The 24019-nt window shown below is 60.4% G+C and carries 23 protein-coding genes; 10 read left to right on the plus strand and 13 right to left on the minus strand.

Annotated features, from left to right (window positions below):
- Window positions 1–9: 9 nt before the first annotated feature.
- From QQJ98_RS16125 to QQJ98_RS16140, 4 genes are all read left to right on the plus strand, one after another.
- Window positions 10–1260, plus strand: coding sequence for a sarcosine oxidase subunit beta family protein (locus tag QQJ98_RS16125; RefSeq protein WP_284326389.1), 1251 nt, complete (start codon window positions 10–12; stop codon window positions 1258–1260).
- 260 nt (window positions 1261–1520) lie between these two features.
- Complete coding sequence (locus QQJ98_RS16130) at window positions 1521–1808, plus strand: sarcosine oxidase subunit delta (RefSeq protein ID WP_284326390.1); 288 nt, start codon at window positions 1521–1523, stop codon at window positions 1806–1808.
- Window positions 1805–4702, plus strand: coding sequence for a sarcosine oxidase subunit alpha family protein (locus QQJ98_RS16135; protein WP_284326391.1), 2898 nt, complete (start codon window positions 1805–1807; stop codon window positions 4700–4702). Before QQJ98_RS16130 ends, QQJ98_RS16135 begins: the two co-directional genes overlap by 4 nt.
- The gene (locus QQJ98_RS16140; RefSeq protein ID WP_284326392.1) at window positions 4695–5258 is read left to right on the plus strand and encodes a sarcosine oxidase subunit gamma; all 564 of its coding nucleotides are present in this window, start codon (window positions 4695–4697) and stop codon (window positions 5256–5258) included. The genes QQJ98_RS16135 and QQJ98_RS16140 overlap by 8 nt, the downstream gene beginning before the upstream one ends.
- A 149-nt stretch (window positions 5259–5407) precedes the next feature.
- On the opposite strand, the gene QQJ98_RS16145 is transcribed toward QQJ98_RS16140, so the two are convergent.
- Window positions 5408–6418, minus strand: coding sequence for a GlxA family transcriptional regulator (locus QQJ98_RS16145; protein WP_348523142.1), 1011 nt, complete (start codon window positions 6416–6418; stop codon window positions 5408–5410).
- A gap of 81 nt (window positions 6419–6499) precedes the next feature.
- Here QQJ98_RS16145 and QQJ98_RS16150 point away from each other — a divergent pair, with 81 nt between their 5' ends.
- Window positions 6500–7159, plus strand: a complete 660-nt coding sequence (locus tag QQJ98_RS16150; protein WP_284326393.1) for a helix-turn-helix domain-containing protein — start codon at window positions 6500–6502, stop codon at window positions 7157–7159.
- Window positions 7160–7165: 6 nt separating this feature from the next.
- On the opposite strand, the gene QQJ98_RS16155 is transcribed toward QQJ98_RS16150, so the two are convergent.
- The 11 genes from QQJ98_RS16155 to QQJ98_RS16205 form a co-directional block, all read right to left on the minus strand.
- Window positions 7166–8206 (minus strand): heme-dependent oxidative N-demethylase family protein, encoded by a 1041-nt coding sequence (locus tag QQJ98_RS16155; protein ID WP_284326394.1) that lies wholly within the window; start codon window positions 8204–8206, stop codon window positions 7166–7168.
- A 9-nt stretch (window positions 8207–8215) separates the two neighbouring features.
- Entirely contained in the window at window positions 8216–9181 is a 966-nt protein-coding gene (locus tag QQJ98_RS16160) for a PDR/VanB family oxidoreductase (RefSeq protein WP_284326395.1), read from the minus strand.
- Window positions 9178–9786, minus strand: a complete 609-nt coding sequence (locus tag QQJ98_RS16165) for a dimethylamine monooxygenase subunit DmmA family protein (protein ID WP_284326396.1) — start codon at window positions 9784–9786, stop codon at window positions 9178–9180. The genes QQJ98_RS16160 and QQJ98_RS16165 overlap by 4 nt, the downstream gene beginning before the upstream one ends.
- Before the next feature lie 120 nt (window positions 9787–9906).
- Window positions 9907–11046, minus strand: coding sequence for an aminomethyl transferase family protein (locus QQJ98_RS16170; protein WP_284326397.1), 1140 nt, complete (start codon window positions 11044–11046; stop codon window positions 9907–9909).
- A 167-nt stretch (window positions 11047–11213) separates the two neighbouring features.
- Window positions 11214–12980 carry a trimethylamine N-oxide permease gene (locus QQJ98_RS16175; protein ID WP_284326398.1) on the minus strand — a complete coding sequence of 589 codons (1767 nt, stop codon included), beginning with the start codon at window positions 12978–12980 and terminating at the stop codon, window positions 11214–11216.
- A 214-nt stretch (window positions 12981–13194) separates the two neighbouring features.
- A complete protein-coding gene (locus QQJ98_RS16180; protein WP_284326399.1) occupies window positions 13195–13467 on the minus strand; it encodes a hypothetical protein in 273 nt (90 codons plus the stop codon).
- Complete coding sequence (locus QQJ98_RS16185) at window positions 13464–14123, minus strand: hypothetical protein (RefSeq protein WP_284326400.1); 660 nt, start codon at window positions 14121–14123, stop codon at window positions 13464–13466. The genes QQJ98_RS16180 and QQJ98_RS16185 overlap by 4 nt, the downstream gene beginning before the upstream one ends.
- 54 nt (window positions 14124–14177) lie before the next feature.
- The gene (locus QQJ98_RS16190; RefSeq protein WP_284326401.1) at window positions 14178–15602 is read right to left on the minus strand and encodes an APC family permease; all 1425 of its coding nucleotides are present in this window, start codon (window positions 15600–15602) and stop codon (window positions 14178–14180) included.
- Window positions 15603–15604: 2 nt separating this feature from the next.
- Window positions 15605–15778, minus strand: coding sequence for a hypothetical protein (locus QQJ98_RS16195; RefSeq protein ID WP_284326402.1), 174 nt, complete (start codon window positions 15776–15778; stop codon window positions 15605–15607).
- Window positions 15779–15787: 9 nt separating this feature from the next.
- Window positions 15788–16168, minus strand: coding sequence for a hypothetical protein (locus QQJ98_RS16200; RefSeq protein WP_284326403.1), 381 nt, complete (start codon window positions 16166–16168; stop codon window positions 15788–15790).
- Window positions 16169–16546 (minus strand): hypothetical protein, encoded by a 378-nt coding sequence (locus QQJ98_RS16205; RefSeq protein ID WP_284326404.1) that lies wholly within the window; start codon window positions 16544–16546, stop codon window positions 16169–16171.
- A gap of 491 nt (window positions 16547–17037) precedes the next feature.
- Between QQJ98_RS16205 and QQJ98_RS16210 the strand changes: the two genes are divergently transcribed.
- From QQJ98_RS16210 to QQJ98_RS16230, 5 genes are all read left to right on the plus strand, one after another.
- Entirely contained in the window at window positions 17038–17934 is an 897-nt protein-coding gene (locus QQJ98_RS16210; RefSeq protein WP_284326405.1) for a class II glutamine amidotransferase, read from the plus strand.
- A gap of 2 nt (window positions 17935–17936) precedes the next feature.
- Entirely contained in the window at window positions 17937–18629 is a 693-nt protein-coding gene (locus QQJ98_RS16215) for a GltB/FmdC/FwdC-like GXGXG domain-containing protein (protein WP_284326406.1), read from the plus strand.
- A gap of 7 nt (window positions 18630–18636) precedes the next feature.
- Window positions 18637–19962, plus strand: coding sequence for an FMN-binding glutamate synthase family protein (locus tag QQJ98_RS16220; RefSeq protein WP_284326407.1), 1326 nt, complete (start codon window positions 18637–18639; stop codon window positions 19960–19962).
- Between the two features lie 69 nt (window positions 19963–20031).
- Window positions 20032–21339, plus strand: a complete 1308-nt coding sequence (gene glnT, locus QQJ98_RS16225) for a type III glutamate--ammonia ligase (RefSeq protein ID WP_284326408.1) — start codon at window positions 20032–20034, stop codon at window positions 21337–21339.
- A gap of 252 nt (window positions 21340–21591) precedes the next feature.
- Complete coding sequence (locus QQJ98_RS16230; RefSeq protein WP_284326409.1) at window positions 21592–22299, plus strand: type 1 glutamine amidotransferase; 708 nt, start codon at window positions 21592–21594, stop codon at window positions 22297–22299.
- A 197-nt stretch (window positions 22300–22496) separates the two neighbouring features.
- Here the strand turns inward: QQJ98_RS16230 and QQJ98_RS16235 are convergent, their stop codons facing one another.
- On the minus strand, window positions 22497–23840 hold the full coding sequence (locus tag QQJ98_RS16235) for a trimethylamine monooxygenase (RefSeq protein ID WP_284326410.1): 1344 nt from the start codon (window positions 23838–23840) through the stop codon (window positions 22497–22499).
- Window positions 23841–24019: the final 179 nt, after the last annotated feature.

The raw sequence follows: 24019 nt of genomic DNA on the forward strand, positions 1-24019 counted from the left end.
GAACACCAGATGCGCTATTCGGGTTTGAGAGTGATTGCCGAGGCTTTGACCGGGCATAAAGGCTGGAAACCGGCATGGCGCGATCCGGCACCGCAGGCGTCCTACGATTATATCATCGTCGGTGGCGGCGGGCATGGTCTGGCAACCGCCTACTATCTGGCAAAAGAGTTCAAACAGGCGCGGATTGCCGTGCTGGAAAAGGGCTGGATCGGCGGCGGTAACGTCGGGCGGAATACGACGATTGTGCGCTCCAACTATCTGCTCGATGGCAACGAGCCGTTCTACGAATTTTCAATGAAGCTGTGGGAGGGGTTGGAGCAAGACTTCAACTACAACGCCATGGTGTCGCAGCGCGGCATCATCAACCTGTTCCACACCGATGCGCAGCGTGATGCGGCGACCCGGCGCGGCAATGCGATGATCATGCACGGCGCAGATGCCGAGCTGTTGAACAAGGAACAGGTGCGCAGCCTGTATCCGTTCCTGAACTTTGAAAACGCCCGATTCCCGATCAAGGGCGCGCTGATGCAGCGGCGCGGTGGCACGGTGCGGCATGATGCGGTGGCTTGGGGCTATGCGCGCGGCGCGGACCAGCGCGGCGTCGACATCATCCAGAACTGTGAAGTCACCGGTATGCGGATTGAGAATGGCCGGATGTTGGGGGTGGAAACCTCACGCGGATTTATCGGGGCCAAAAAGGTTGGCGTGGCAGTCGCGGGGTCATCGTCCAAGGTGATGGCCCATGCGGGCATGCGCTTGCCGATGGAAAGCCATGTGCTGCAAGCCTTTGTGTCCGAAGGGCTAAAACCGCTGATCGACGGCGTGATCACCTATGGCGCGGGGCATTTCTATGTCAGCCAATCCGACAAGGGTGGTCTGGTGTTTGGCGGCGATATCGACGGCTACAACTCTTACGCCCAACGCGGCAACATGCCGGTGGTCGAGGATGTGGCCGAAGGCGGCATGTCCCTGATGCCGATGATCGGCCGCGCGCGGCTTTTGCGGATGTGGGGCGGCATCATGGATATGTCGATGGATGGCTCGCCCATTATCGACAAGACCGACACCGAGGGCCTCTATTTCAATGGCGGCTGGTGCTACGGCGGCTTCAAGGCGACGCCCGCCAGCGGTTGGGCCTTTGCGCATCTTTTGGCCACCGATCAGCCACATAAGACCGCCACCGCCTACCGGTTTGACCGTTTCGCCAAGGGCTTGATGATCGACGAAAAGGGCCAAGGCGCCCAGCCGAACCTGCATTGAGGCCGTGATGTATAACGCCGCCCTTCGTTTGTCTTGCCTAATTTGGCCCGTGCCAAATCAGGCCGCGCCTGCCTGCCCTATGGCAGGCGCGTTTCCGCGCCAGCCAAGTCAGGCGCGGCCTGATTTCCGAGCGCCGCGCTTGGGCCTACGCCCCTTGGCCAACAGCCTTCGGCCTTTTGGCCAACGCACCGGCAAACTTTGCCCCGCAGAGTTTGCTTTCGGTGCGGCTCCCTTCATCAGCCGCCCGCAAGGAGTCTGACATGATCATCAACCATCCCCTGCTGGGGCCTCGCGACTCTCAGGAGTTTATCTATCTTGGCGATGCAGCACTCATCCACCGCCCCGATGGCATGGCCGAGGGCGCGCTGGAGCGTTTCGTTGATTACACCTACCTGCGCGACAACCCCGCAGGCAGCCACCGCGAGCTTTGGTATCACGAGCAAGGCGACCGCAGCTGGCTGGTTGTCACCCGCGACACCACCACCCACGAAATCACCGCAGTCGAGATGGCCCGCGACGTGGCCCGAGCCGAGGGGCGCAGCAAATGAGCCGTATTTCCGGTGGTCAGATCGACCGCAGCCAAACCCTGCGCTTCAGCTTTGACGGCGTGTCATACACCGGCCATCCCGGCGACACCCTCGCCTCGGCCTTGCTGGCCAACAACGTCCGCCTGATGGGCCGCAGCTTCAAATACCACCGCCCGCGCGGTGCAATCAGCGCAGGCTCCGAAGAACCCAACGCCATTGTCGAGTTGCGCACCGGCGCGCGCCAAGAACCCAACACCCGCGCGACTGTCACCGAATTGTTCGATGGCCTAAGCGCGCAAAGCCAGAACCGCTGGCCCAGCCTGAAATTCGACGCCATGGCGATCAACGACCGCCTGTCACCGTTCTTCGCGGCTGGCTTTTACTACAAAACCTTCATGTGGCCCGCCGCGTTCTGGGAAAAGATCTACGAGCCGATCATCCGCCGCGCCGCAGGTCTGGGCAGACTGTCAAAACAAGACGACCCCGACGCTTACGACAAAGGCTTCCTGCACTGTGATCTCTTGATCATCGGCGCAGGCCCCGCTGGCCTGTCTGCTGCGCTGACGGCTGGCAGGGCAGGGGCCCGGGTCATCCTCGCCGACGAAGATTTCCGCATGGGCGGGCGCTTGAACGCCGAAACGCTGGAGGTCGGCGGCACCTCGGGTGCCGATTGGGCCGCACAATCGGTGCTGGAACTTGCCAGCCTACCCAACGTCCGCCTGCTGCCCCGCACCACAGTGATCGGCGCTTTCGACCACGGCATCTACAGCGCGGTTGAGCGTGTCTCCGACCACCTCGCCCAGCCCTTGCCCGGCAAACCCCGCCAAATCCTGTGGCGCATCTACACCAAGCGCACAATCCTCGCGGCAGGGGCCATCGAGCGCCCGATTGCGTTTGAAAACAACGATCGCCCCGGCATCATGCTGGCAGGCGCACTCCGCGCCTATGCCAACCGCTGGGGCGTGGCTGTGGGCGAGCAGGTCGCCGTGTTCACCAACAACGACGACGGCTTGCGCACCGTCAATGATCTGCAAGCCAAGGGCCTGAACGTCACCCTGATCGACGCACGCAAAGGCGACGAAGTCATCGACTCCGCAGGTCGACTTGGCCTGAAATCCATCACCATCCGCCGCGCCAATGGCAAAACCGAGACGATACACGTCAGCGCGCTGGGCGTCTCTGGCGGCTGGAACCCCAACCTCAACATCGCCTCAAACCACCGGGGCCGCCCGGTCTGGGATGACACCATCGCGGCCTTCCTGCCCGCCCCCGAAAGCATCGCGGGTCTGACCTGCGCAGGGGCCGCTGCGGGCGCTTTCTCAACCCATGCAGCCCTCACCATGGGGGTCGCCCACGCCATCGCGGCCCTCGCCGATCTTGGCGTCACAGCCACCGCCGACACCCCCAGTGCCGAAGACGCCCCCCTGAATCTGACCCCGCTCTGGTATGTCCATTCCGGCAAGGGCCGCGCTTGGGTCGATCCGCAAAACGATGTGACGGTGAAAGATGTAAAGCTTGCCAAACAGGAAGGCTTCGTCTCGGTCGAACACCTCAAACGCTACACCACCCTCGGCATGGCCACCGACCAAGGCAAGACCGGCAACGTGCTTGGCTTGGCCGTGATGGCCGAGTTGACCGGCAAGACCATCCCGCAAACCGGCACCACGATCTACCGCCCGCCCTATACGCCAGTGGCGATGGGCGCTTTGGCGGGCCGTGCGCGCGGGGCGGATTTCAAACCCACCCGCCAGACCCCCAGCCACAAATGGGCCGAAGAGCAAGGCGCGGTGTTTGTCGAGGTGGGCTACTGGCTGCGCACCCAATGGCTGCCGCGCAACGGTGAACCCACTTGGCGGCAATCGGTTGATCGTGAGGTGCTGCAAACCCGCAAATCGGCGGGCATCTGCGACGTGACGACGCTGGGCAAGATCGACATCCAAGGCACCGACGCCGGCGCCTTTCTGGATCGCGTCTATGCCAACAATTTCGCCAGCCTCGCTGTCGGCAAGGTCCGCTACGGGTTGATGCTGCGCGAGGACGGCATGGTGATGGACGATGGCACCACCGCGCGGATGGGGCAGAATGAATATGTGATGACCACCACCACCGCCAATGCCGTGCCAGTGTTCCGCCATCTGGAATACTGCCGCCAGGTTTTGTGGCCTGATCTCGACGTGCAACTGATCTCAACCACCGAGGCTTGGGCGCAATATTCCGTCGCTGGCCCCAATGCGCGGAAATTGCTGCAAAAACTGGTGGATCAGGATATCTCTGACGCCGCCTTCCCCTATATGGCTTGCGGTGCTGTCACCGTCCAAGGCTCCCGCGCGCGGCTGTTCCGCATCAGCTTCTCGGGCGAATTGGCCTATGAAATCGCCGTGCCCACCCGCTACGGCGATGCAATGATCCGCGCACTCGTCGAGGCTGGCCGCGAATTTGACGCCGTGGTTTACGGCACCGAAGCCTTGGGCGTGATGCGCGTCGAAAAGGGCCATGTCGCGGGCAATGAGTTGAACGGCCAATCCTCGGCCCTCAACATGGGCCTTGGAAAAATGGTGTCGCGCAAGAAAGACGCCATCGGCATGGTGCTGTCGCAGCGTGAAGGCATGACTGCCCCGAACGGCTACCGCCTTGTCGGCGTCAAGCCCGTCAATCCCGCCGAAAGCCTCACCGCAGGCGCGCATTTTCTGGTCAAAGGTGCCACCGCCACCGCCGACAATGACGGCGGCTGGCTGACCTCGGTGGTCTATTCGCCGCATCTGGGCCATTCCATCGGGCTTGGATATCTCAAATCCGGTGACAACCGCCGCGGCGAACGCCTGCGCAGCGTCAACCTGTTGGCGAAAACCGATATCGAGGTCGAAATCGTCAGCCCCCATTTCTTTGACCCGGAAGGAGAGCGCCTCCGTGGCTAATGCATTGAAACCCCTGACCCCGCTTGGCCATGACGCGCCGCAAAGCGACACCATCGGTGCAATCACCATCACTGAAAACCCCAACACCGCGCTCGCTTCCCTCGCCGCGCGCTTGGGGCGCGAGGCCGAAGTGGCCAGCCTTGCCGCCGCAGCGGGCATCCCATTGCCCGGCCCGGGCCAAAGCGAAGCCGCAGCGACTTACGGCGCGATCTGGCTCGGCCCGCAGCAATGGATGGTTGAGGCCGCCTTCGCCACCCACGAAGACATTTCCGCGATCCTGAAACCGATTTTCGGCGAAGCTGCCTCGATCACCGAACAAACCGACGCCTGGGTGCGCTTCGATGTGACCTCAACAACCCTGCCCGCGCTGTTTGAACGCCTGTGCAGCTTTGATCTGCACAAGGCCGGGGCAGGGGCCGCCACCCGCACCGTGATCGACCATCTCGGCTGTTACGTCATCCGCCGCACGGACACGCGCGTCACCATCCTCGGCCCCCGCTCCTCGGCCCACAGCCTGCACCACGCGCTGACCACCGCCGCAAAAGCGCTCTCTTAACCTTTCATCTGTTCCTAAATATCCCACCGGGGTCCGGGGGTGTGAAACCCCCGGCGGTTGCCGAAAAACAACACGCCTGTCGTCATATTCCGCAGAACATCCCGCAGAGGGTCCGGGGGATGCGAAATCCCCCGGGGCTGGCCCAAAGCCTAGTCATTCGGCGGCATCGCCCCGGCCAGCCCCCGCAACCCCACCAACCGACGGCGCTCGTCATTCGGATTGACCCCAAACGCCTCGGCGTAATGCTTGGTCATCGGGGTAGAACTGGCATAGCCCACCGATTGCGCAATCTCGCGGATGCTTTGCGTGGAATACAGCACCCGCTGGCGTGCCTTGCGCAGCCGCATCAGCCGGTAATATTTCAACGGGCTTTGCCCCGTCGCCTGCTTGAAACACCGCTCAAGATGCCGCTCTGACATGGCCAAGGCTTCCGCCACATCAGCGATCTGCAACGGATCCTCGATGTTCTCGCCGAAAATCGCAATCGCCGCCCGCACGGTATCCGGCAACAGATCATCGGTGCCGCCCTGCTTTTGCACCGGCACTTTCTGCGCCGCGTCTTCGGTGCGCACGAACGGATGCTGGAACCAACAGGCCACTTCCGTCATCGTATCGCGCCCCAGCCGCTCCTCGATCAGCCGCAGCATCAGATCAAACACCGCTCCGGCCCCCGAGGCCGTATAGCGCCGCCGATCCCGCAAGATCACCGCCTGCGACGCCTGCATCTCGGGAAACTCAGCCTTGAACGCCGCCTCATAGCACCAATGCACCGAGACCGCGTGCCGATCCATCACCCCGGATCGCACCAGCGGAAAGATCCCACCCGAGAACCCGCCCAATACCACGCCAGAGCGATCCAGCCAGCGCACCTGCGCATTGCCGCGCTTGGGGTTCTGGAATTGCGCCGTCGGTGCCGACAGGAAAAACAGATAATCCAACCCAGCCGCGTCACTCAACGTCACATCCGGGTCAAAGCGCACCTCGGCACTGGACCGCACCGGGCTTGCCTCTTCGCCGATCAGCTTCCAGGCAAATTCTTTCCGCCCGGTGATCTCATTGGCCGCCCGCAACGGCTCAATCGCCGAGGTCAGGCACGCCATCGGAAAGCCGGGGAACAGCAAAAACCCCAAGGTGGCAGCGGTATCGCGGTGCATATTCATGGCGGGGCATTTTCAGTTGAGTGGGGCCGTGTTTCACAGTAGTAAACAAGATAAGCGCAAAACCCAGACAGAGCCAGCCGCATGGATATTGAGACCGACGAACCAAACCTGCCACGCGCCAAACCCGCGTTCGACCAAGACCCGCACCGCGTCCGCGAATTGTCTGAACGCAATCTGGAAATGGCCATCGGCCGCTCGGTCCGCTCGTTCCGTCGCGCCCAAGGCATGACCGTGGCCGATCTGGCAGGCGTCACCGGCCTGTCGATCGGCATGCTGTCCAAGATTGAAAACGGCATCACCTCACCCTCGCTCACCACGCTGCAAATTCTGTCACACGCGTTTTCCACCCCGGTCACCTCGTTCTTTCGCGGCTTTGAAGAGCGCCGCGAAGTGCAGCATGTCAAAGCCGGCGATCACATTGAAATAGAGCGTCGCGGCACCCGCGCGGGCCACCAATATCACCTTCTGGGCCATATCGGATCGAACGATTCCGGCGTGCTGGTCGAACCCTATCTGATCACCCTGACCACCGAATCCGATGTATTCCCCGCCTTCCAGCACGACGGCATCGAGCTTTTGTATATGTTGGAAGGCGAAGTCGAATACCGTCATGGCGATCAGCTCTTCCATCTCAAACCCGGCGACAGCCTGTTCTTTGACGCCGACGCCCAGCATGGCCCCGAGGTTCTGGTGAAACTGCCCGCCCGCTATCTGTCGGTGATTTCCTACAAACAGGCGTGAGCGGGGCTATTCCACCCCAAACCCAGGGCTGGTTGCGGCCCCATCGTCAAACGGGGCCAGATAGTCCAGCATCAGCGGCTTGTTGCGGATAAAGCCCTTATAGGTCGCCAATTCGTCGGGAATATCGCGCACCACCCGATGCAACCGCCGCGCCCATTTCGGCACCGTCACCAGATCCTGAAAGCTGATCAGATAGCAGCGGATCGGGAATGCGATGGCATTGGATCTCGGCAAGCGGTGCAGGGTCTGCAACTCCACCCGCAAATGCTGGCGGCGGCCCACTGTCTCAGCCGTCATCGTGGTCTTGTCCGGCCCCCATTTCGGATAGTTCTCAGGGCTGGTGTCCAGCAAAGGGTCCACCGTCATCGTCCAGTTGAACCGCCGCACCGGTGCGCCATGCTGCAGCTTCAGCAAAAACTTCAACGCCCGGTCAAATATCTGCATCTGATGCGCCAAAGGCACCGGGGCGTGCCATTGCTTGAAGCTCATGCCGATGTCGAAATCCAAAGACCAATCGGCTTGGGTCGTCACCATCCCGGCCTCAATCCACAAATCATCATCGCGTTGATCTTGCAGGGTAAAATCGCCCTGCGTCTGCCTTGTGATATACTCCATCGGCCCATACGGCAGGGTCGAGGCATCCATGAAGGTGAACTTCTGATCAATCTGCAATGGGCGGTTGATCCAATGCCACTGGTTGCCGTCGCGGTGCAATTCAAACCAATGCGGATAGTCTCGCGCCTTGGAAACCATGATGAGTTCCAGCAGATCCCAGCCCGCCAATTCCATATGCGGCAAAGATTGGCAGCGCAAAGGATCGTCTGCCAGCACCTGCGCCCGGTCGCGCATTTCAGAGACATAATGCTCGTCGACATCAAACATATGCTCAAAGACCGAGCCCACCGCCCCCGGCACATGTGGCTCCATATTCACCGAATACATGTAGCTGTCTTCGGGGAACGGAAAAGGGAAACGCTTGATCGCCTTCGCCGAATTGCGGTAGGTGAAATCGCCCCGAAACGTCTCGTCGTTGAAATCCAGTGACATTGTATCCCCCTATCGGTCAAGGATCAGGGCAGCGCCCCGAAACCGCGACACGCATGGCATGATCTTGGTATTGCTGGCTTTTTGATCATCGGTCAGCCAGTGGTCGTTATGCTCGATGATCCCGTCACAACGCAAAACATCCGTCTCACACTGACCACAGGCGCCACCCCGGCACAAATAGGGTGCTTCGATCCCTGCCGCCTCAATCGCCTCAAGCAGCGACTGGTTCGGCTGCACGGTGATGCTTTTGCCCGAAGCTGCAAGCTGCACCTCAAACGCCTGCCCCACGGGGGGGGCCAGAAACTCCTCGGAATGAACCGCGCGATCCGGCCAGCCCATCGCGCGCGCCGTCGCATGCACCCAAGCAATCATCCCCTTTGGCCCGCAAACATAGACATGCGTGCCCAAGGGCTGCGATTTCAACAGCGTCGCAAGATCAATCTTCTCGCCAAATTCATCATGATACACATGCACGCGCGGCCCATAGTGATCCCGCAACCGATCAACATAAGCGCCCAAAGCTGGCGAGCGCACCGAATAATGCAGCTCAAACCGCCCACCCATCGCCTGCAACTGCGCCATCTGCGCGACAAATGGCGTGATGCCAATGCCGCCTGCGATCAGCAGATGCTTTTTCGCCCGCGCATCCAGCGGAAACAGGTTGACGGGCTGGCTCAGCACCATCTCCATCCCCACCCGCACATGATTGTGCATATAAAGCGAGCCACCGCGCCCCGCCTCATCGCGGCGCACCGAGATTTCAAAGCCAGCGCTGTCGGCAGGATGGCTCATCAGCGAATAGGGGTTCATCCGCCGCGTGCCGTGATCGTCCATTTCAACGACCACATGCGCGCCGCCTGAAAACACCGGCATGGCCCCGCCATCGCGGCGCACGAACCGAAAGCGCTTGATCAGATCATTGACCGCGACCACCTCGGCCACAACCACCGGGATTTTTGGCGCACCCACACTCATTTGAACCGCTCCACCGAGGCCGGAATCTGTCCGGGGTCTTCGGCATCAATACAGACGCCCTGAAACGCCGCCAATCTGCGCGAGAAGTGGTCGCGCACGAACAGGCTTAGCCCGCAATGGCTGCACTGGAACGGGTCCAGCGTGACATTTTCGGTGACGCCCTTGCAATGCACACATTGGACGCGGCGGGCGAGCGATCCGCGATGCTCCATCTGCACGGCCTCGTAGGGCAACCCCGCCGCCTGCGCAGCCGCCGCCACCTGCGCCATTAGCCCCTCAGTCCCCGCCGTATAAATCTGCAACCCCATATGGGCATCGGCCAACACCTTGGTCAGCCGGGGCAGGGCAGCGGCAAAACTGGGGCTTCGGTGAAACTGCGCCACGCCCAAAGCCTGCAATGCGGTGGATTTGTCGCAACCATTCGCGCCGGGCACATAGATGATATGGCTGGCGGCTTTCAGGCCATCAGCGGCACTCAATAGATCACAAACCGCATCCGCGCCCTCGCCATCCGCGACGAACAAATGCGCCGACCCGATGCCCGGCGACAACACGCCATAGCTCGGGCGGCTGGGAATAGCTGGCTCAAACTCCGTCTTGGTCATCGTCACGTCAATCCTTGGCTGTTGCGCCGATTTCATCTGTTTTCTAAATATCCCCGCCGGAGGCTCCTTGCGCCAATGACGGAAGCCTCCGGCGAGAATATTTTTACCAGTATGAAAGCCTTAGCCCTTCGCTGTCCGACGCTTTTTCTCGACATCAAAGAACGGCATCGCATGGGTGGTCGCCGCAATCTCGCCGTGGGTGGCGCAATTCACCACCAGTTTGGTGCCGTTGTTGGCGCAATCGACCGGCAGACGCGCAATGGCGATGGTCCAGTCGTTCAGCGGCGAATACATCGCCTGCGTCACCACACCGACCTTGTCCTTGCCTTTGAACACTGGCGCACCATTGCCCGGAACATTCTTGCCCTCCAGCTTCAGCCCCCAGATTTTGAAGCGCTCCTTACCCTTTAGGCGGTAATGCTCTTCCGCGCCGCGGAAGCCGACCTTGCCGGGCGAGACTGTGAAATCGAGGCCCAGCTCCCACAGGGTATCGCCGGGGCCTTCGTTTTCAAACGGATACATCTCGGAATTGTCGAATGGGAAGAACAAAAGGTAGGATTCCGTCCGCAGCATATCCAGCGTGGTAAAGCGGCAGGGGATGATCCCCATGTCTTTGCCTTCCTCCAGAATACGGTCCCAGATCATCGGCGCATCTTGGCCCCGGCAGAAAATCTCATAGCCCCGCTCGCCGGTATAACCCGTGCGCGAGATCATCACCGGCTTGCCGAACAGGCTGGTCTGCATCTGGCTGAAGTAGGCCAAGTCGCGGATACCCGGCACATGCTGCGCCAGATAATCCACCGCCAGCGGCCCTTGCAGCGACAGATCGTGCAGGTTGTCATCAAACCGCACCGAGACATCACGGCCAGCCGCCGCCATCGTCAGCTGCTCAAACCCCTGACCCGAGCCATGCACCACCATGAACGCATTCGGCCCGGTGCGGTAGATCACGCAATCATCAACGAACTTGCCCGCATCGTTCAGCATCGCCGCATAGACCGACCGCCCCGGCATCAGCTTTTCCATGTTCCGGGTCGTGGCGCGTTCAATCACATGCGACGCCGCATGGCCCACCACATGCACCTTCTTCAGCCCCGAGACATCCATCAGCCCGGCTTTGGTGCGGATCGCCATATATTCTGCATCCGGGTCGCCCTTGGTATAGGACCAGGCCGTGCCCATGCCCGACCAATCCTCCAGATCAGAACCCAATGCGCGATGGCGGTCGCCAAGCGTCGAGAATCGCCAGGAATTTGTCATGTTGTCCCCCTTGGGCAGAATTTGCTGTGGGCAGTCTGCGATCAGCCCACCGCAAAATCAACCTTGTTGTGCAAAATTATTTCCTGTCAGGGAATTTTTCTGCCCAAACCCGCACAAACACAAATGGGCGGCCCGAAGACCGCCCATTTGCCTAAAACATCAGCGACTTATGCTGGCAGCACGAAGAACCAGTTCGACCACAACACCACCGCAGCCCCGGCAAGCAGCGTCAGATAGGGCAGCATGCCCGCCTTGCGCGGCCCCAGATCGCCGTGATCAGACAGGCCCAGATCCTCCATCGCCTCTTTCGGGAAATGGCCTTTGTCCTGCACATAGTGGCGATAGCAGAACACCGGAATGATCAGCGCGGCAAACACCAGCCCAGACCACAGCGCGTTCTCATAGCCCCAGACCTTTGCCCCCGCGCCAAGGAACAGCGCGTTCACAAACGCCAGCACGGTGTTGACGCCAAGCAGCCATGTCGGCGCGCGCCAAGGCCGGTGCAGATGCGCGCTGTCAATCCGGTGGATCCAGCCTGCATTGAGGTTGAGAAAGTTGAACAGGATGTAGCCAACATTGGAAATCGCCAGCACATAGAAATAGCCGCCAGCATCCGAAGCCAAAGCCAGCAGGATGACGTTAAAGGCGAAATCCGTCCACATAGCCCCGGTCGGCGCACCATGCTCGTTGGTTTTGCTGAGATACTTCGGCAACCAGCCATCGCGCGAGCCTTGATAAAGCGTCCGCGAAGACCCCGCCATCGCCGTCATGATCGCCAGAAACAGCGCCATCACCATCAAGATCACAAAGATCTGGATGAAGATCGGATTGCTGCCAACCATCGCCCCCAAAGCCGCCGCAACCCCGGTGCCATCAACGATGCCCGTCTCCAGCATGCCGCTCAGCCCGTAAACGCCTTGGAACGAGAACGGGATCAGGAAGAAGAACACGATGCACAACAGGCCCGAGTAAAAGATCGCCCGGAACGTATCGCGCTTGGGGTCTTTCAGCTCTGCCGTGTAGCAGACCGCAGTTTCAAAGCCATAAGTCGACCAGGCGGCGATATACATGCCGCCCAGAAACAGCGTCCAGCCGCCAATGTTCCACTCACCATTCACGCCCGAATAGGCGGCGGTGGGCGGCACAATCCCGGTGACGTTCATCGTGTTGATCTCACCCGTCAGAATTGGGATCAGACCCACCAACAGCAGCGGCACCAGAACCACCACCGCCAGCACCTTTTGCGCGCTGGCCGTCGCTGCAATGCCACGATGCTGGATCGCCAGCATGATCAGCATCAGCACCACGCCAATCACGAAGGTCGAGTTGAAATGCAACGTGCCCAAACCGGGGACGTTCAGCGCATAAGCCTCCCACACCCGGAACGCCGGGGTCAGGGCTGCCACGCCATCCGCCGAGGCTACGGCTTGGATCGCGGCCTCGGGTGTCGCACCCGCATTGGCGGCGATGTAATCGACCACCGATTGCGTGGTCGCGGTATAGTCTGCCAGATGCGCCGAAACCCAAGCCACCACCTGCGGCGCGGTTTCCAGAGGGATCGGGAACAGGGCGTTCAGAATATAGCCCGCCGCAATCGCGCAACCCAACGACAGCACTGGCGACCATGCAAACCAGTTGCACCAGACCGACAGCGGCGCGATCAGCTTGGAATAGCGCAGCCATGCCGTCGCCCCATAGACCGAGGTGCCGCCCGACTTATTGCCAAACATCCCCGCCATCTCGGCATAGGTAAAGCTTTGCGAGAACCCCAAGATCATCGACAGGATCCAGACGACGAACGCCGCTTGCCCCGCCACCCCGGCGATGCCGCCAATCGAGAACAACACCAGCGGCGGCACCCCGGCCGCCACCCAGAACGCGCCCTTCCAAGTCAGCGTGCGATGAAGCGCGCCCGCCTTGCTTTCATTAGACATGAAGTCTTCCTTTATCCCTGTTGCTGCCCGGCCTTCAGATGGCCCGATCGTTTGGTTTCGCCAGATCGTCTGGTTTCGATGTGCGTCACATTGAAGCGGGTCTGGCCCTGCGCAAAGCAATATTTCGCCTGAGGGGAATAATTTTTAACTTTCGGTTGTAAGCGGGTCTGAAATCTGCCGCTTAGGCCAGCCTGTTTGCCGCAAAATTCGGCGATCAGCCGCGCGCGCTGTGCCGCCAGACCTCGAATCGGATGCGCGCGGTTTTGTAGGCATCCATCATTGCCAGCGCCCAGACGAACAGACCGCCTGCAAGCTTGCCGACCAAAGACACCGCAGGGTCGGCGGTTTTCAAGGTGAACGCCCCCAGCAGGATGATGAAGAACAGGAACGTCAGCCCGCGCATCGGCTGGCGGTTCAGCACCTGACCCGATCCCGGCAGGATCGTCGCGGCCAGCAAGACCAGATAGGGGTTTGGCGGTGGTCTCATGGCAATTCCTTCAGATCATTGCGCAACGCCAGCAGCGCGGTCAGCAGCGGTTGCAGCAGGGCAGGGGAAAGCGGTGTGCGACCCATTTCGGCATCGCGGAACGCGAGATAGCGGGTGCGGTCGGCCTCTTCGGCCAGCCAGACCAGCCGCAGGCCCTTGGGTGCGATCACCATCTCCTTCAGCAGATCGGGGCTCAGGCGCCCCAGATGATCCAACACCAAGCTGGCGGGCGGCGCATCCCCCGGCGCATCGCTGCGGATGGCGCAATCCTCGGGGAAACCGGCAGGCGTCGCAATCTGATGCGGCAGATCGCGGAAATTGCTGAACGGCTCCACCCCGCGCGGGCGCAACATCACATCCAGCGTGGCGCGCGCGGGGGTAGGTTCCGCCAGTGTCACCAGCAGCCACAACGCGGGCAGTTTGCGATAGGTCAGCGTGTCAGGCACCACTTGCAGATCAAACAGCGCGCCCTGATGGCGGCCCGACAGGCGCGGAAATCCGGTGGGGGCAAGGGCTGTGATCGGAGCCTCAAACAGCGCCGCCACCTCTGCAAAATACTGCCCGCGCAGGGCGAGGCGTTTGGCGCTCTGCCCGCGCAGCCGCAGGGCAATGCCGCAGCCCATCGTGATCACCAAGGCCCAGATCAGAAATGTCATTCTACATCCCAAAATTGATCCGGCCCGCCGATCAAGGCGGGCCGGAAGCTGGCGTCAGTATCCGCGCGGACGCGGCCACGGCATGGTGAACTGATCGGCGCGTTTCACAAAGCGGTAGCGCCAGAAGTGGAACCACAACGACACCACGATATAAAACCCGATCATCGCAATCAGCTGCGTGCCATAACCAAGGAACACCGCAAAGTAGGTCACCGAACACAAAGCCATCAGCGAAATCGCAGGCAGCGGGTGCAACGGATGCTCATACCCGCGCTTGATCGTATCCAAAGGCCACTTCTTGCGGAACATGATCATGTTGATCGGCATGAAGGTGTAGCCCAGCAACCCCGACAGGATCGAGAAGGTAATCACCTGATCCAAAGGCGCGCCCAAGGCAAAGATCAGCGCGATCGGCACAAGAAAGATGATCGCGCGGTAGGGCGTGCGATACACCGGATGCACCGCGCCAAACCACGCGGGCAGATAATGGTCGCGCCCCATCGAGAACCAAGCCCGGCTCGCGTCATTGATACAGCCGTTGGCGCTTGCCAAAGTGGCAAACAGCGTCCCGATCCCCAGCAACCACACCAGCGCGTTCGATCCCGAAATCTGCGCCGCCGAGAACAACGGTGCCACCGCCCCATTCACCCCGTCGCCCAGATATTCCCACGGCAGCAAACCCGAGCAGACATACCACGTCAGCGTCGCGGCAATCAGCAGCGTCATGATCCCGGCCAGCGTGCCAAACGGCAGTGACCTTGCAGGCGAGCGCACTTCCTCTGCCGCCTGCGTGGTGCCCTCGATCCCCAGATAATACCAAAGACCAAAGTGCATCGCCGCCAGAATCCCCAACCAACCATAGGGCAGGGAGGCCTGACCGCTCATCAGATCCTTGTGCAGCATTTCCCCAGCCCCGAGCAAAGGCGAGGTGGCAAGGAACATCACGATGATCGCGCTGAAGGCAATCGCCGTGATCACCAGATTGAACGTCAGCGTCGCCAGCACGCCGCGATAGTTCAGCCATGCCAGAAACATGATCGCCAGAACGATGAACGGGCGCTGATCAAGTCCGCCCTCATGCCCCGTCATCCCCGCCACGGTATCGACCAGAAAGCCGAGCGTGATGGCGTTGCCCGCCTCGAGCATCGTATAGGCGAACACCAGATAAAGACCGACGTTGAACGCCATCAGCGGCCCGATGATATGCTTGGCCTGCGTATACTGCCCGCCCGCCGCCGCCACCGTCGATGTCACTTCGGAATCGATCATCGCCACGCAGGAATACAGCACCCCCGCGAACCAGCAGGCGATCAGCGCGGCATAGGCCCCGCCTTTGCCCACTGCAAAGTTCCACCCCATATATTCGCCGACCAGCACGATGCCGACGCCCAAAGCCCAGACATGCGCAGGCCCCAGCACCCGCAAAAGGCCCATCGACTGGCCGTGTGATGTGTGATCCACATCTTCAGAATGTGCCATGCTCAGCCCTCCAGCCGGTGTTTTTCGGTCATTGCTTCCAACTCGCCCTCACGCGACGAGGTCAGCGCTTCTTCCGAGTAGGTGGTGTCGATCTTGATCCAGTCGATCACGATCAACAGCCCGAACAGCGCAGACAAAGCCCAAGCGCCGTATTCGATGTAATTCCAGGTATCCATCATGCGCCCCTACTTCTCGCCAAACTTCTCGGCGATGACTTCGCGGTATTCCTTGTCGGAAAGCCGGATCATCATCACGAAATAGCCGATGATCACGATCACCATCACCGCCAGTGCCATCCAACTGAAACTGTAGTCATAGCGCGCGGTGATGATGTCATGCGCCGAAGCTGCATCGGCAAAGCCCAGCTTGTTCCACTGCGCCACCATGACCTCGTTTTGCCCCAGACTTTCCCATGTCGGGTTCTCGACCGGCACCGGCAGCTTGGCCGAACCCGCCAGCCCCAGCCACAACGGCACGAACAAGGCACCAACCGACAGCACCACCAGCACGATCACGTCGATGATCTGGCCCAGTTTGCTTTGAACGGGGGGGATATAGCGTGCCATCTATTTCCCCTTCGCCGCTTTGGCAGCATCCAGAAACTTGATGTCCAAGCCATACATAAAGTCGCGGTCCTCGCGGTAATGCCGCAACATCGCCATGATCGCCGCCGTGTTATAAATCAGCACCAACGCGCCGCCGATCAGCAGCATCACCCGCGCCCCACCCGAGGGCGCAAGATCCCAGGTGCCATAGGCGACAAAACCAATCGCCAGCCAAAGGCCGATCACAAACGCCCACGCAATCCGCGTGTCGCTTTTGTGCATCGCCTCGATCCGTGTGTTCAGATCAGACAAGATTTCCTCCCAAGTGGCCCCCTCCACCTGCGCGCGCTTAGGGCCATAGCGCGGCAGTCGCGGCGGATTGCCTCCGCCTGTATTCATTCATGTGAATTTTATTTTCTGACAGGAAACACAGCCTGCGACATTCTGTCAAAGCATTTGATGAGAAAATAGGCGAAATGATAACTTTGTAGATCTGCCCCCACGGGCTTTGCCTTGGCGGGTGCCATTGCACCGGCCATGCGCAACGCCGCAGTCCAAACCCCGGTGGCCAAAGCCGCCGGGCAGCGCCCGACCCGCCCACGGCGGGCGCTTCTCGCCCACCGGGTCGGGCGCTGCCCTCTGACATCGGTGCTTGAACCGCTCTTCCGATCCGTTCCCACATGACCGGGGCCGATCCTCCACCGGAGGATCGACTTTTCCCTGCCATCGGCACTGTTGCAGGAGTGACCTACCCCGCAACGCGCAGCATCGCCCACAAATCTGGCAAAATGAAAATCATTACCCACAGTGAAAAAAAGTTTCTTCACAGTTGACGAAATGTTTTGCCGTGATAGCCTTGCGCCATATCCAAACGACAAGGAGTCGCAGCCATGTGCGGAATCGTCGGGCTTTTCCTGAAAGACCCCAAGCTAGAGCCTCAGTTGGGCGCGATGCTCACCGATATGCTGATCACCATGACCGACCGTGGCCCCGACAGCGCCGGGATCGCGATCTATTCCAACAGCAAAGTCGGCCACGGCAAACTGACCGTGCAATCTGCCACGCCGGGCGTTGATTTCAAAAACCTTGACGCTGATCTGGGTGCGGCGCTGGGCAAGCCCGTGCTGATGCTGGTGAAATCCACCCATGCGGTGCTGGAAGTGCCGGCAGATCAGCTTGACGCCGCCCGCTCGGCCCTGCGCGAATTGCGCCCCGGCATCAAAGTGATGTCATCGGGTGAGGGCATTGAGATTTACAAAGAAGTCGGCCTGCCAAAAGACGTGGCCGCCCGCTTTGAAGTCGCCAAAATGCACGGCACCCACGGCATCGGCCACACCCGCATGGCCACCGAATCCGCCGTCACCACGATGGGCGCGCACCCGTTTTCAACCGGCGCGGATCAGTGCCTTGTGCACAATGGCTCGCTTTCCAACCACAACGGCGTCCGCCGCGTGCTGAAACAAGCTGGCATGACGTTTGAGACCGAAAACGACACCGAAGTCGGCGCAGCTTTCGTCAGCCACAAGCTGCAACAGGGCGAAACCCTCGGCAACGCTTTGGAAGCCACCCTCACCGATCTTGACGGCTTCTTCACCTTTGTTGTCGGCACCAAAGACGGCTTCGGCGTGGTGCGTGACCCTATCGCCTGCAAACCCGCCGTGATGGCCGAAACCGACCAATACGTTGCCTTCGGGTCAGAATACCGCGCCCTCGTCAACCTGCCGGGGATTGAGACCGCCCGCGTCTGGGAACCCGAGCCCGCAACCGTTTACTTCTGGGAACGCTGAACATGCAGACTTTCGACCTTGAAGCGCAGGGCCTGCGCGCGCTCAACCAAGCGCTCCACAATCTGAAAGACGCCAACACGAATGAGACCGCATGGGAAGTCGTCAACCCAAAAGGCAGCCATGCGATTGCCGTCGGCGTTGACGCCCCCATCGACATCACCGTGCGCGGCTCCACCGGCTACTACTGCGCGGGCATGAACAAACAAGCGACCATCCGCGTCAAAGGCTCCGCAGGCCCCGGCGTGGCCGAGAATATGATGAGCGGCACGGTGATCATCGACGGCGACGCCAGCCAATACGCAGGGGCGACTGGTCGCGGCGGCCTCTTGGTGATCAAAGGCAACGCTTCGTCCCGCTGCGGCATCTCGATGAAGGGCATCGACATCGTCGTGCATGGCAACATCGGCCACATGTCCTGCTTCATGGCGCAATCCGGCAATATCCTTGTGCTTGGCGATGCAGGCGATGCTTTGGGCGACTCGCTGTATGAGGCACATCTGTTCGTGCGCGGCACCGTCAAATCGCTGGGCACCGACTGCATCGAGAAAGAAATGCGCCCGGAACACCTCGCCATCATCGCCGATCTTCTGAAGCGCGGCGAAGCCGAACACCTTGCCAAGCCCTCAGACTTCAAACGCTACGGCTCCGCCCGCAAACTCTACACATTCAACATCGACAACGCGTCGTCCTACTGAGGCATATATGAGCGATTTTCCCCATACCCCGCCAAAGCAAAGCTGGACCTATTCCAACGACGTGAACGCCGAAATCCGCCGCGCCGCAGCCACCGGCATCTACGACATTCGCGGCGGTGGATCGAAACGCAAACTGCCGCATTTCGATGACCTGCTGTTCCTCGGGGCCTCGATCTCCCGCTATCCGCTGGAAGGCTACCGCGAGAAATGCGCCACCGACGTTTGGCTCGGCACCCGCTACGCCAAAAAACCGATCCACCTCGACATCCCCGTCACCATCGCAGGCATGTCCTTTGGCGCGCTGTCCGGCCCCGCTAAAGAAGCCCTCGGGCGTGGCGCATCCGCCGCAGGCACCTCGACCACCACAGGCGATGGCGGCATGACCGAGGAAGAACGCGGCCACTCAAAATCGCTGGTCTATCAGTACCTGCCCTCGCGCTACGGCATGAACCCCGACGATCTGCGCCGCGCCGACGCCATCGAAGTCGTGGTCGGCCAAGGCGCCAAACCCGGCGGCGGCGGCATGCTGCTGGGCCAGAAAATCTCTGACCGCGTTGCCAAAATGCGCAACCTTCCCAAAGGCATCGACCAACGCTCCGCCTGCCGCCACCCCGACTGGACCGGCCCCGATGATCTGGAAATCAAGATCATGGAGATCCGCGAGATCACCGATTGGGAAAAGCCGATCTACGTCAAGATCGGCGGTGCGCGCCCCTATTACGACACCGCCCTCGCCGTCAAAGCAGGCGCTGACGTGGTGGTGCTCGACGGCATGCAGGGCGGCACCGCAGCCACCCAAGACGTGTTCATCGAAAACGTCGGCATGCCGATCCTCGCCTGTATCCCCTTGGCGGTGAAAGCCCTGCAAGACCTCGGCATGCACCGCAAAGTGCAACTGATCGTCTCGGGCGGCATCCGCACCGGCGCGGACGTGGCAAAGGCGATGGCCTTGGGCGCTGACGCCGTCGCCATCGGCACCGCTGCCCTTATCGCCTTGGGCGACAACGATCCGAAATGGGAATCCGAATACAACAAACTCGGCACCACCGCGGGCGCTTACGATGATTGGCACGAAGGCAAAGATCCGGCAGGCATCACCACCCAAGACCCCGAGCTTTTCAACCGCTTCGACCCGATCCTCGGTGGCCGCCGCCTGAAAAACTATCTCAAAGTGATGACGCTCGAGGCCCAGACCATCGCCCGCGCCTGTGGCAAGAACCACCTGCACAATCTGGAACCCGAAGACCTGTGTGCGCTGACCATCGAAGGCGCTGCCATGGCAGGCGTGCCACTGGCAGGCACCAACTGGATCCCGGGCCGGAACGGCTTCTAAGCGAAACGATTGGCGGGCCTGAACAATCAGGCCCGCGTCAAAACATAAAGACGACAGGGAGTGACCGATATGGTCCAAGATCTAGCCGCCTACGCCAAGGAAAAAGGCGTTAAATACTTCATGATCAGCTACACTGACCTGTTCGGCGCACAGCGCGCCAAACTGGTGCCAGCGCAGGCGATCAACGATATGGCCGTCGATGGCGCGGGCTTTGCAGGCTTCGCCACTTGGCTTGATCTCACCGCCGCCCACCCCGACATGATGGCCGTCCCCGATGCCTCCTCGGTCATTCAACTGCCGTGGAAAAAAGAAGTCGCTTGGCTCGCTTCCAACTGCGTGATGGAGGGCAAACCCGTCGCCCAAGCCCCGCGCAACGTGCTGCGCCGTCTGGTGGATGAGGCCGCCAAAGAAGGCCTGCGTGTCAAAACCGGGGTCGAGCCCGAATTCTTCCTGCTGACCCCCGAGGGCGATAAAATCGCCGACCCCTACGACAATGCCGAAAAGCCCTGCTACGACCAGCAAGCGATGATGCGCCAATACGACGTGATCGCCGAGGTTTGCGATTACATGCTGGAACTCGGCTGGGAGGCCTACCAGAACGACCACGAAGACGCGACCGGCCAGTATGAGATGAACTGGAAATACGACGACGTCTTGCAGACCGCCGACAAGCACAGCTTCTTCAAATTCATGATGAAATCGGTGGCCGAAAAGCACGGGTTGCGCTGCACTTTCATGCCCAAACCGTTCAAGGGCCTGACCGGATCGGGCTGCCATGCCCATATCTCGGTCTGGGATCTGGATGGCAAAAAGAACGTATTTTCCGACGATACCAAAGAACTCGGCCTGTCCGACCGTGGCCGCACCTTCCTTGGCGGTATCATGAAACACGCCAGCGCCTTGGCCGCGATCACCAACCCGACGGTGAACAGCTACAAACGCATCAACGCGCCCCGCACCTCATCCGGTGCCACTTGGGCCCCCAACACCGTGACTTGGACGGGCAACAACCGCACCCACATGGTGCGCGTGCCGGGGCCGGGCCGGTTCGAGCTGCGCTTGCCCGATGGTGCGGCAAACCCCTACCTGATGCAGGCGGTGATCCTCGCCGCAGGCATCGACGGTGTGCGCACCAAAGCCGACCCCGGCCCGCGCTATGACATTGATATGTATACCCAAGGTCAGACCGTGACAGGTGCGCCAAAGCTGCCGCTGAACCTGCTGGATGCGCTGCGCGATTACGACAAAGACACCACGCTCAAGTCGATGATGGGCGAGGAATTCTCTGCCGCCTACCTCAAGCTCAAGGGCAAGGAATGGGACAGCTACGTCAGCCATTTCTCGAAATGGGAACACGAAAACACGCTAGATATCTGACCCGCTCGGGGGAGCGTCGCGCAATTCTGGCGCTCCCTATCCCTTCATCCGTTCCATAAATATCCCCGCCGGAGGCTCCGACGCCCGTATAGAAGGCAAAGGCTGGATGTGACGCCAAGCCACACCCACCCCACACCCCGCCGCCCCGGACTTGATCCGGGGCCTCCGGTCAACCCACGAGGCCCCGGATCAAGTCCGGGGCGGCGGAGTGTGGGTGGTTGAGTATGGCGTAAACCTGCAGGTGATAAAGCGATGAAAATCCTTATCTTCCAACATCTTGCTTGCGAAACTGCCGGGATATTCCTTGAACTCTGGCAGGCGGATGGCCACAGCCTCCATGTGATAGCCTTGGACGAGGGCGATCAAATCCCAGCCCTCGAAGACTACGACCTGCTCGCCGTGATGGGGGGGCCGATGGATGTCTGGCAGGAAGCCGAACACCCTTGGCTGGTCCCCGAAAAAGCCGCGATCAAGAATTGGGTGCAGGTGCTGGACCGCCCCTTTTTCGGGATCTGCTTGGGCCACCAACTGCTTGCAGTGGCTTTGGGGGGCGCGGCGCAACTGATGGCAGTTCCCGAGGTTGGCCTGAGCCAGATCACCCAAACCGGGGCAGGGCGCGCCGATCCGATCTTTGGCCAGTTGCCGCAAACCATGACCACCCTGCAATGGCATGGCGTCGAAGTCACCAAACTGCCGCCCGATAGCGCGATCTTGGCCTCCAATCCCGCCTGCAAAGTGCAAGCCATGCGGGTAGGTCAACGGGCCTATGGAGTGCAATATCACCTCGAAATCCTGCCCTCCACCGTCGCGGATTGGCAGGCAATTCCTGAATACCGCGCGGCCCTGCACGCGGCCATCGGTGCCGTGGCCGCCAGTCGGCTTCAGTCCGAAACCGCGCCGCATCTGGCCGCGTTCCGCCAGATTGCCGAGCAGATCAATGCCGGGCTGAACGCTTTGTAAGGCAATTTCAAGCCGTGCTTGTTGCTGAAACCAAGGGCCTCCGGCGGGGATATTTGGGCAGAGAGGATGACCAAGATGGCGCGCATGTGTTAATGATTGATGAAAGAGACCGTGTAAGTATTTGATTTATATATAAGCGCCCGCCTGTCCACGCGTGGACAAAAGGCCCCGGAAATCCCGAAGCCTTTTCCGTTTGATCAGTTGCGCAGGTAAGCTTCCAGACTATCTTCCAGCGCATCCTTCCAAGGCGTGTGATGCACCGGGGCCATCGTGCCCGTAATCACCGATTTATAGGCATGGTTGCGGAAGGTCATGATCCCGGCTTTCTTGTGCTCTTTCCACTCAAAGAACGCCTCGCAAGCGCCATCAACATCAAAGCTGGGATAGTCGGTCTCGGCGATCAATTCCTTGACGTAATCGCCCTGATAATGGATCGCATCATGCGCGTCCTGCCCCGCATCCTCGCGCGCCACCCGGTCCACCACATCGGCCAGCAAAACCGCCTTATCGGCTGGCACCGCAATCCGCCCCATGATTGCATCGCGCACCCACCAAGCCTGCGCGTCAAACATGTTGAAGGTGAACCACTGATCCTGCATTCCGACATAGAACAGCTTGGGATTGTTCACCCAAACCACGCCCTTATACAGATCTGCCGCCGCCAGCCGGTTCGCGGTTTTCAGCCGCAGATCATCGGGCAAATAGGGGAAGTGATGCTTATACCCGGTGCACAGAATGATCGCATCGACCCGTTTGCTGGTGCCATCCTTGAAATAAGCGGTCGTCTCGTCCACCCGCTCCAACGCCGGAACCTCAACGAAATTCTCGGGCCAATCATAGCCGAGGGGGGCGTTGCGGTAAGCCACCGTCACCGATTTCGCGCCATATTTCCAGCATTGCGAGCCGATATCCTCCGCCGAATAGCTGGAGCCCAGCAGCAGAATATCCTTGCCGTTGAACTCCATCGCATCCCGGAAATCATGCGCATGCAGCACCCGTCCGCCGAACCTGTCAAACCCCGGATATTCTGGCACATTCGGGGTCGAGAAATGACCCGAGGCGACGATGACGTTGTCGAACTCTTCCTCATACATCCGGTCGGCCTTCATATCATGCGCCGTCACCGTGAAATTGCCCTTGTCCTCGTTATACTTCACGAACCGCACCGGCGTTGAGAACCGGATCCAATCGCGCACCCCGGCCTTCACAACCCGACCCTGAATATAGTCAAACAGCACTGCGCGGGGCGGGTAGGAGGCGATCTGCTTGCCGAAATGTTCCTCAAAGGAATAATCCGCGAATTCAAGACCTTCCTTCGGCCCGTTAGACCACAGATAGCGGTACATCGAGCTGTGAACAGGCTCGCCATTTTCATCCAGACCGGTGCGCCAAGTGTAATTCCACAAGCCACCCCAATTGGATTGCTTTTCAAAACACACCACCTCGGGGATCTCGGCACCCGCCATTTTGGCTGACTGAAACGCTCGCAATTGCGCCAGACCTGACGGCCCTGCGCCGATCACTGCTACACGTTTTGCCATGAATACCTCCGTCGTATCGCGCCCGTTTTGGGCGATGTCCCTGTTAAACAGCAGGCTAGCGAGACTCGCGCGCTTCTGTCAAATTATATTCCTGATGGGAAAAAGCTGCGCCCGCCAATTCCACCGCCCTGCCTGAAAAAATGGCGAATCCCGGTGCGGAAGGGCCTTTCCACTTGGCC

The sequence above is a fragment of the Cypionkella aquatica genome (genome assembly GCF_030161095.1).
GTDB lineage: Bacteria > Pseudomonadota > Alphaproteobacteria > Rhodobacterales > Rhodobacteraceae > Cypionkella > Cypionkella aquatica.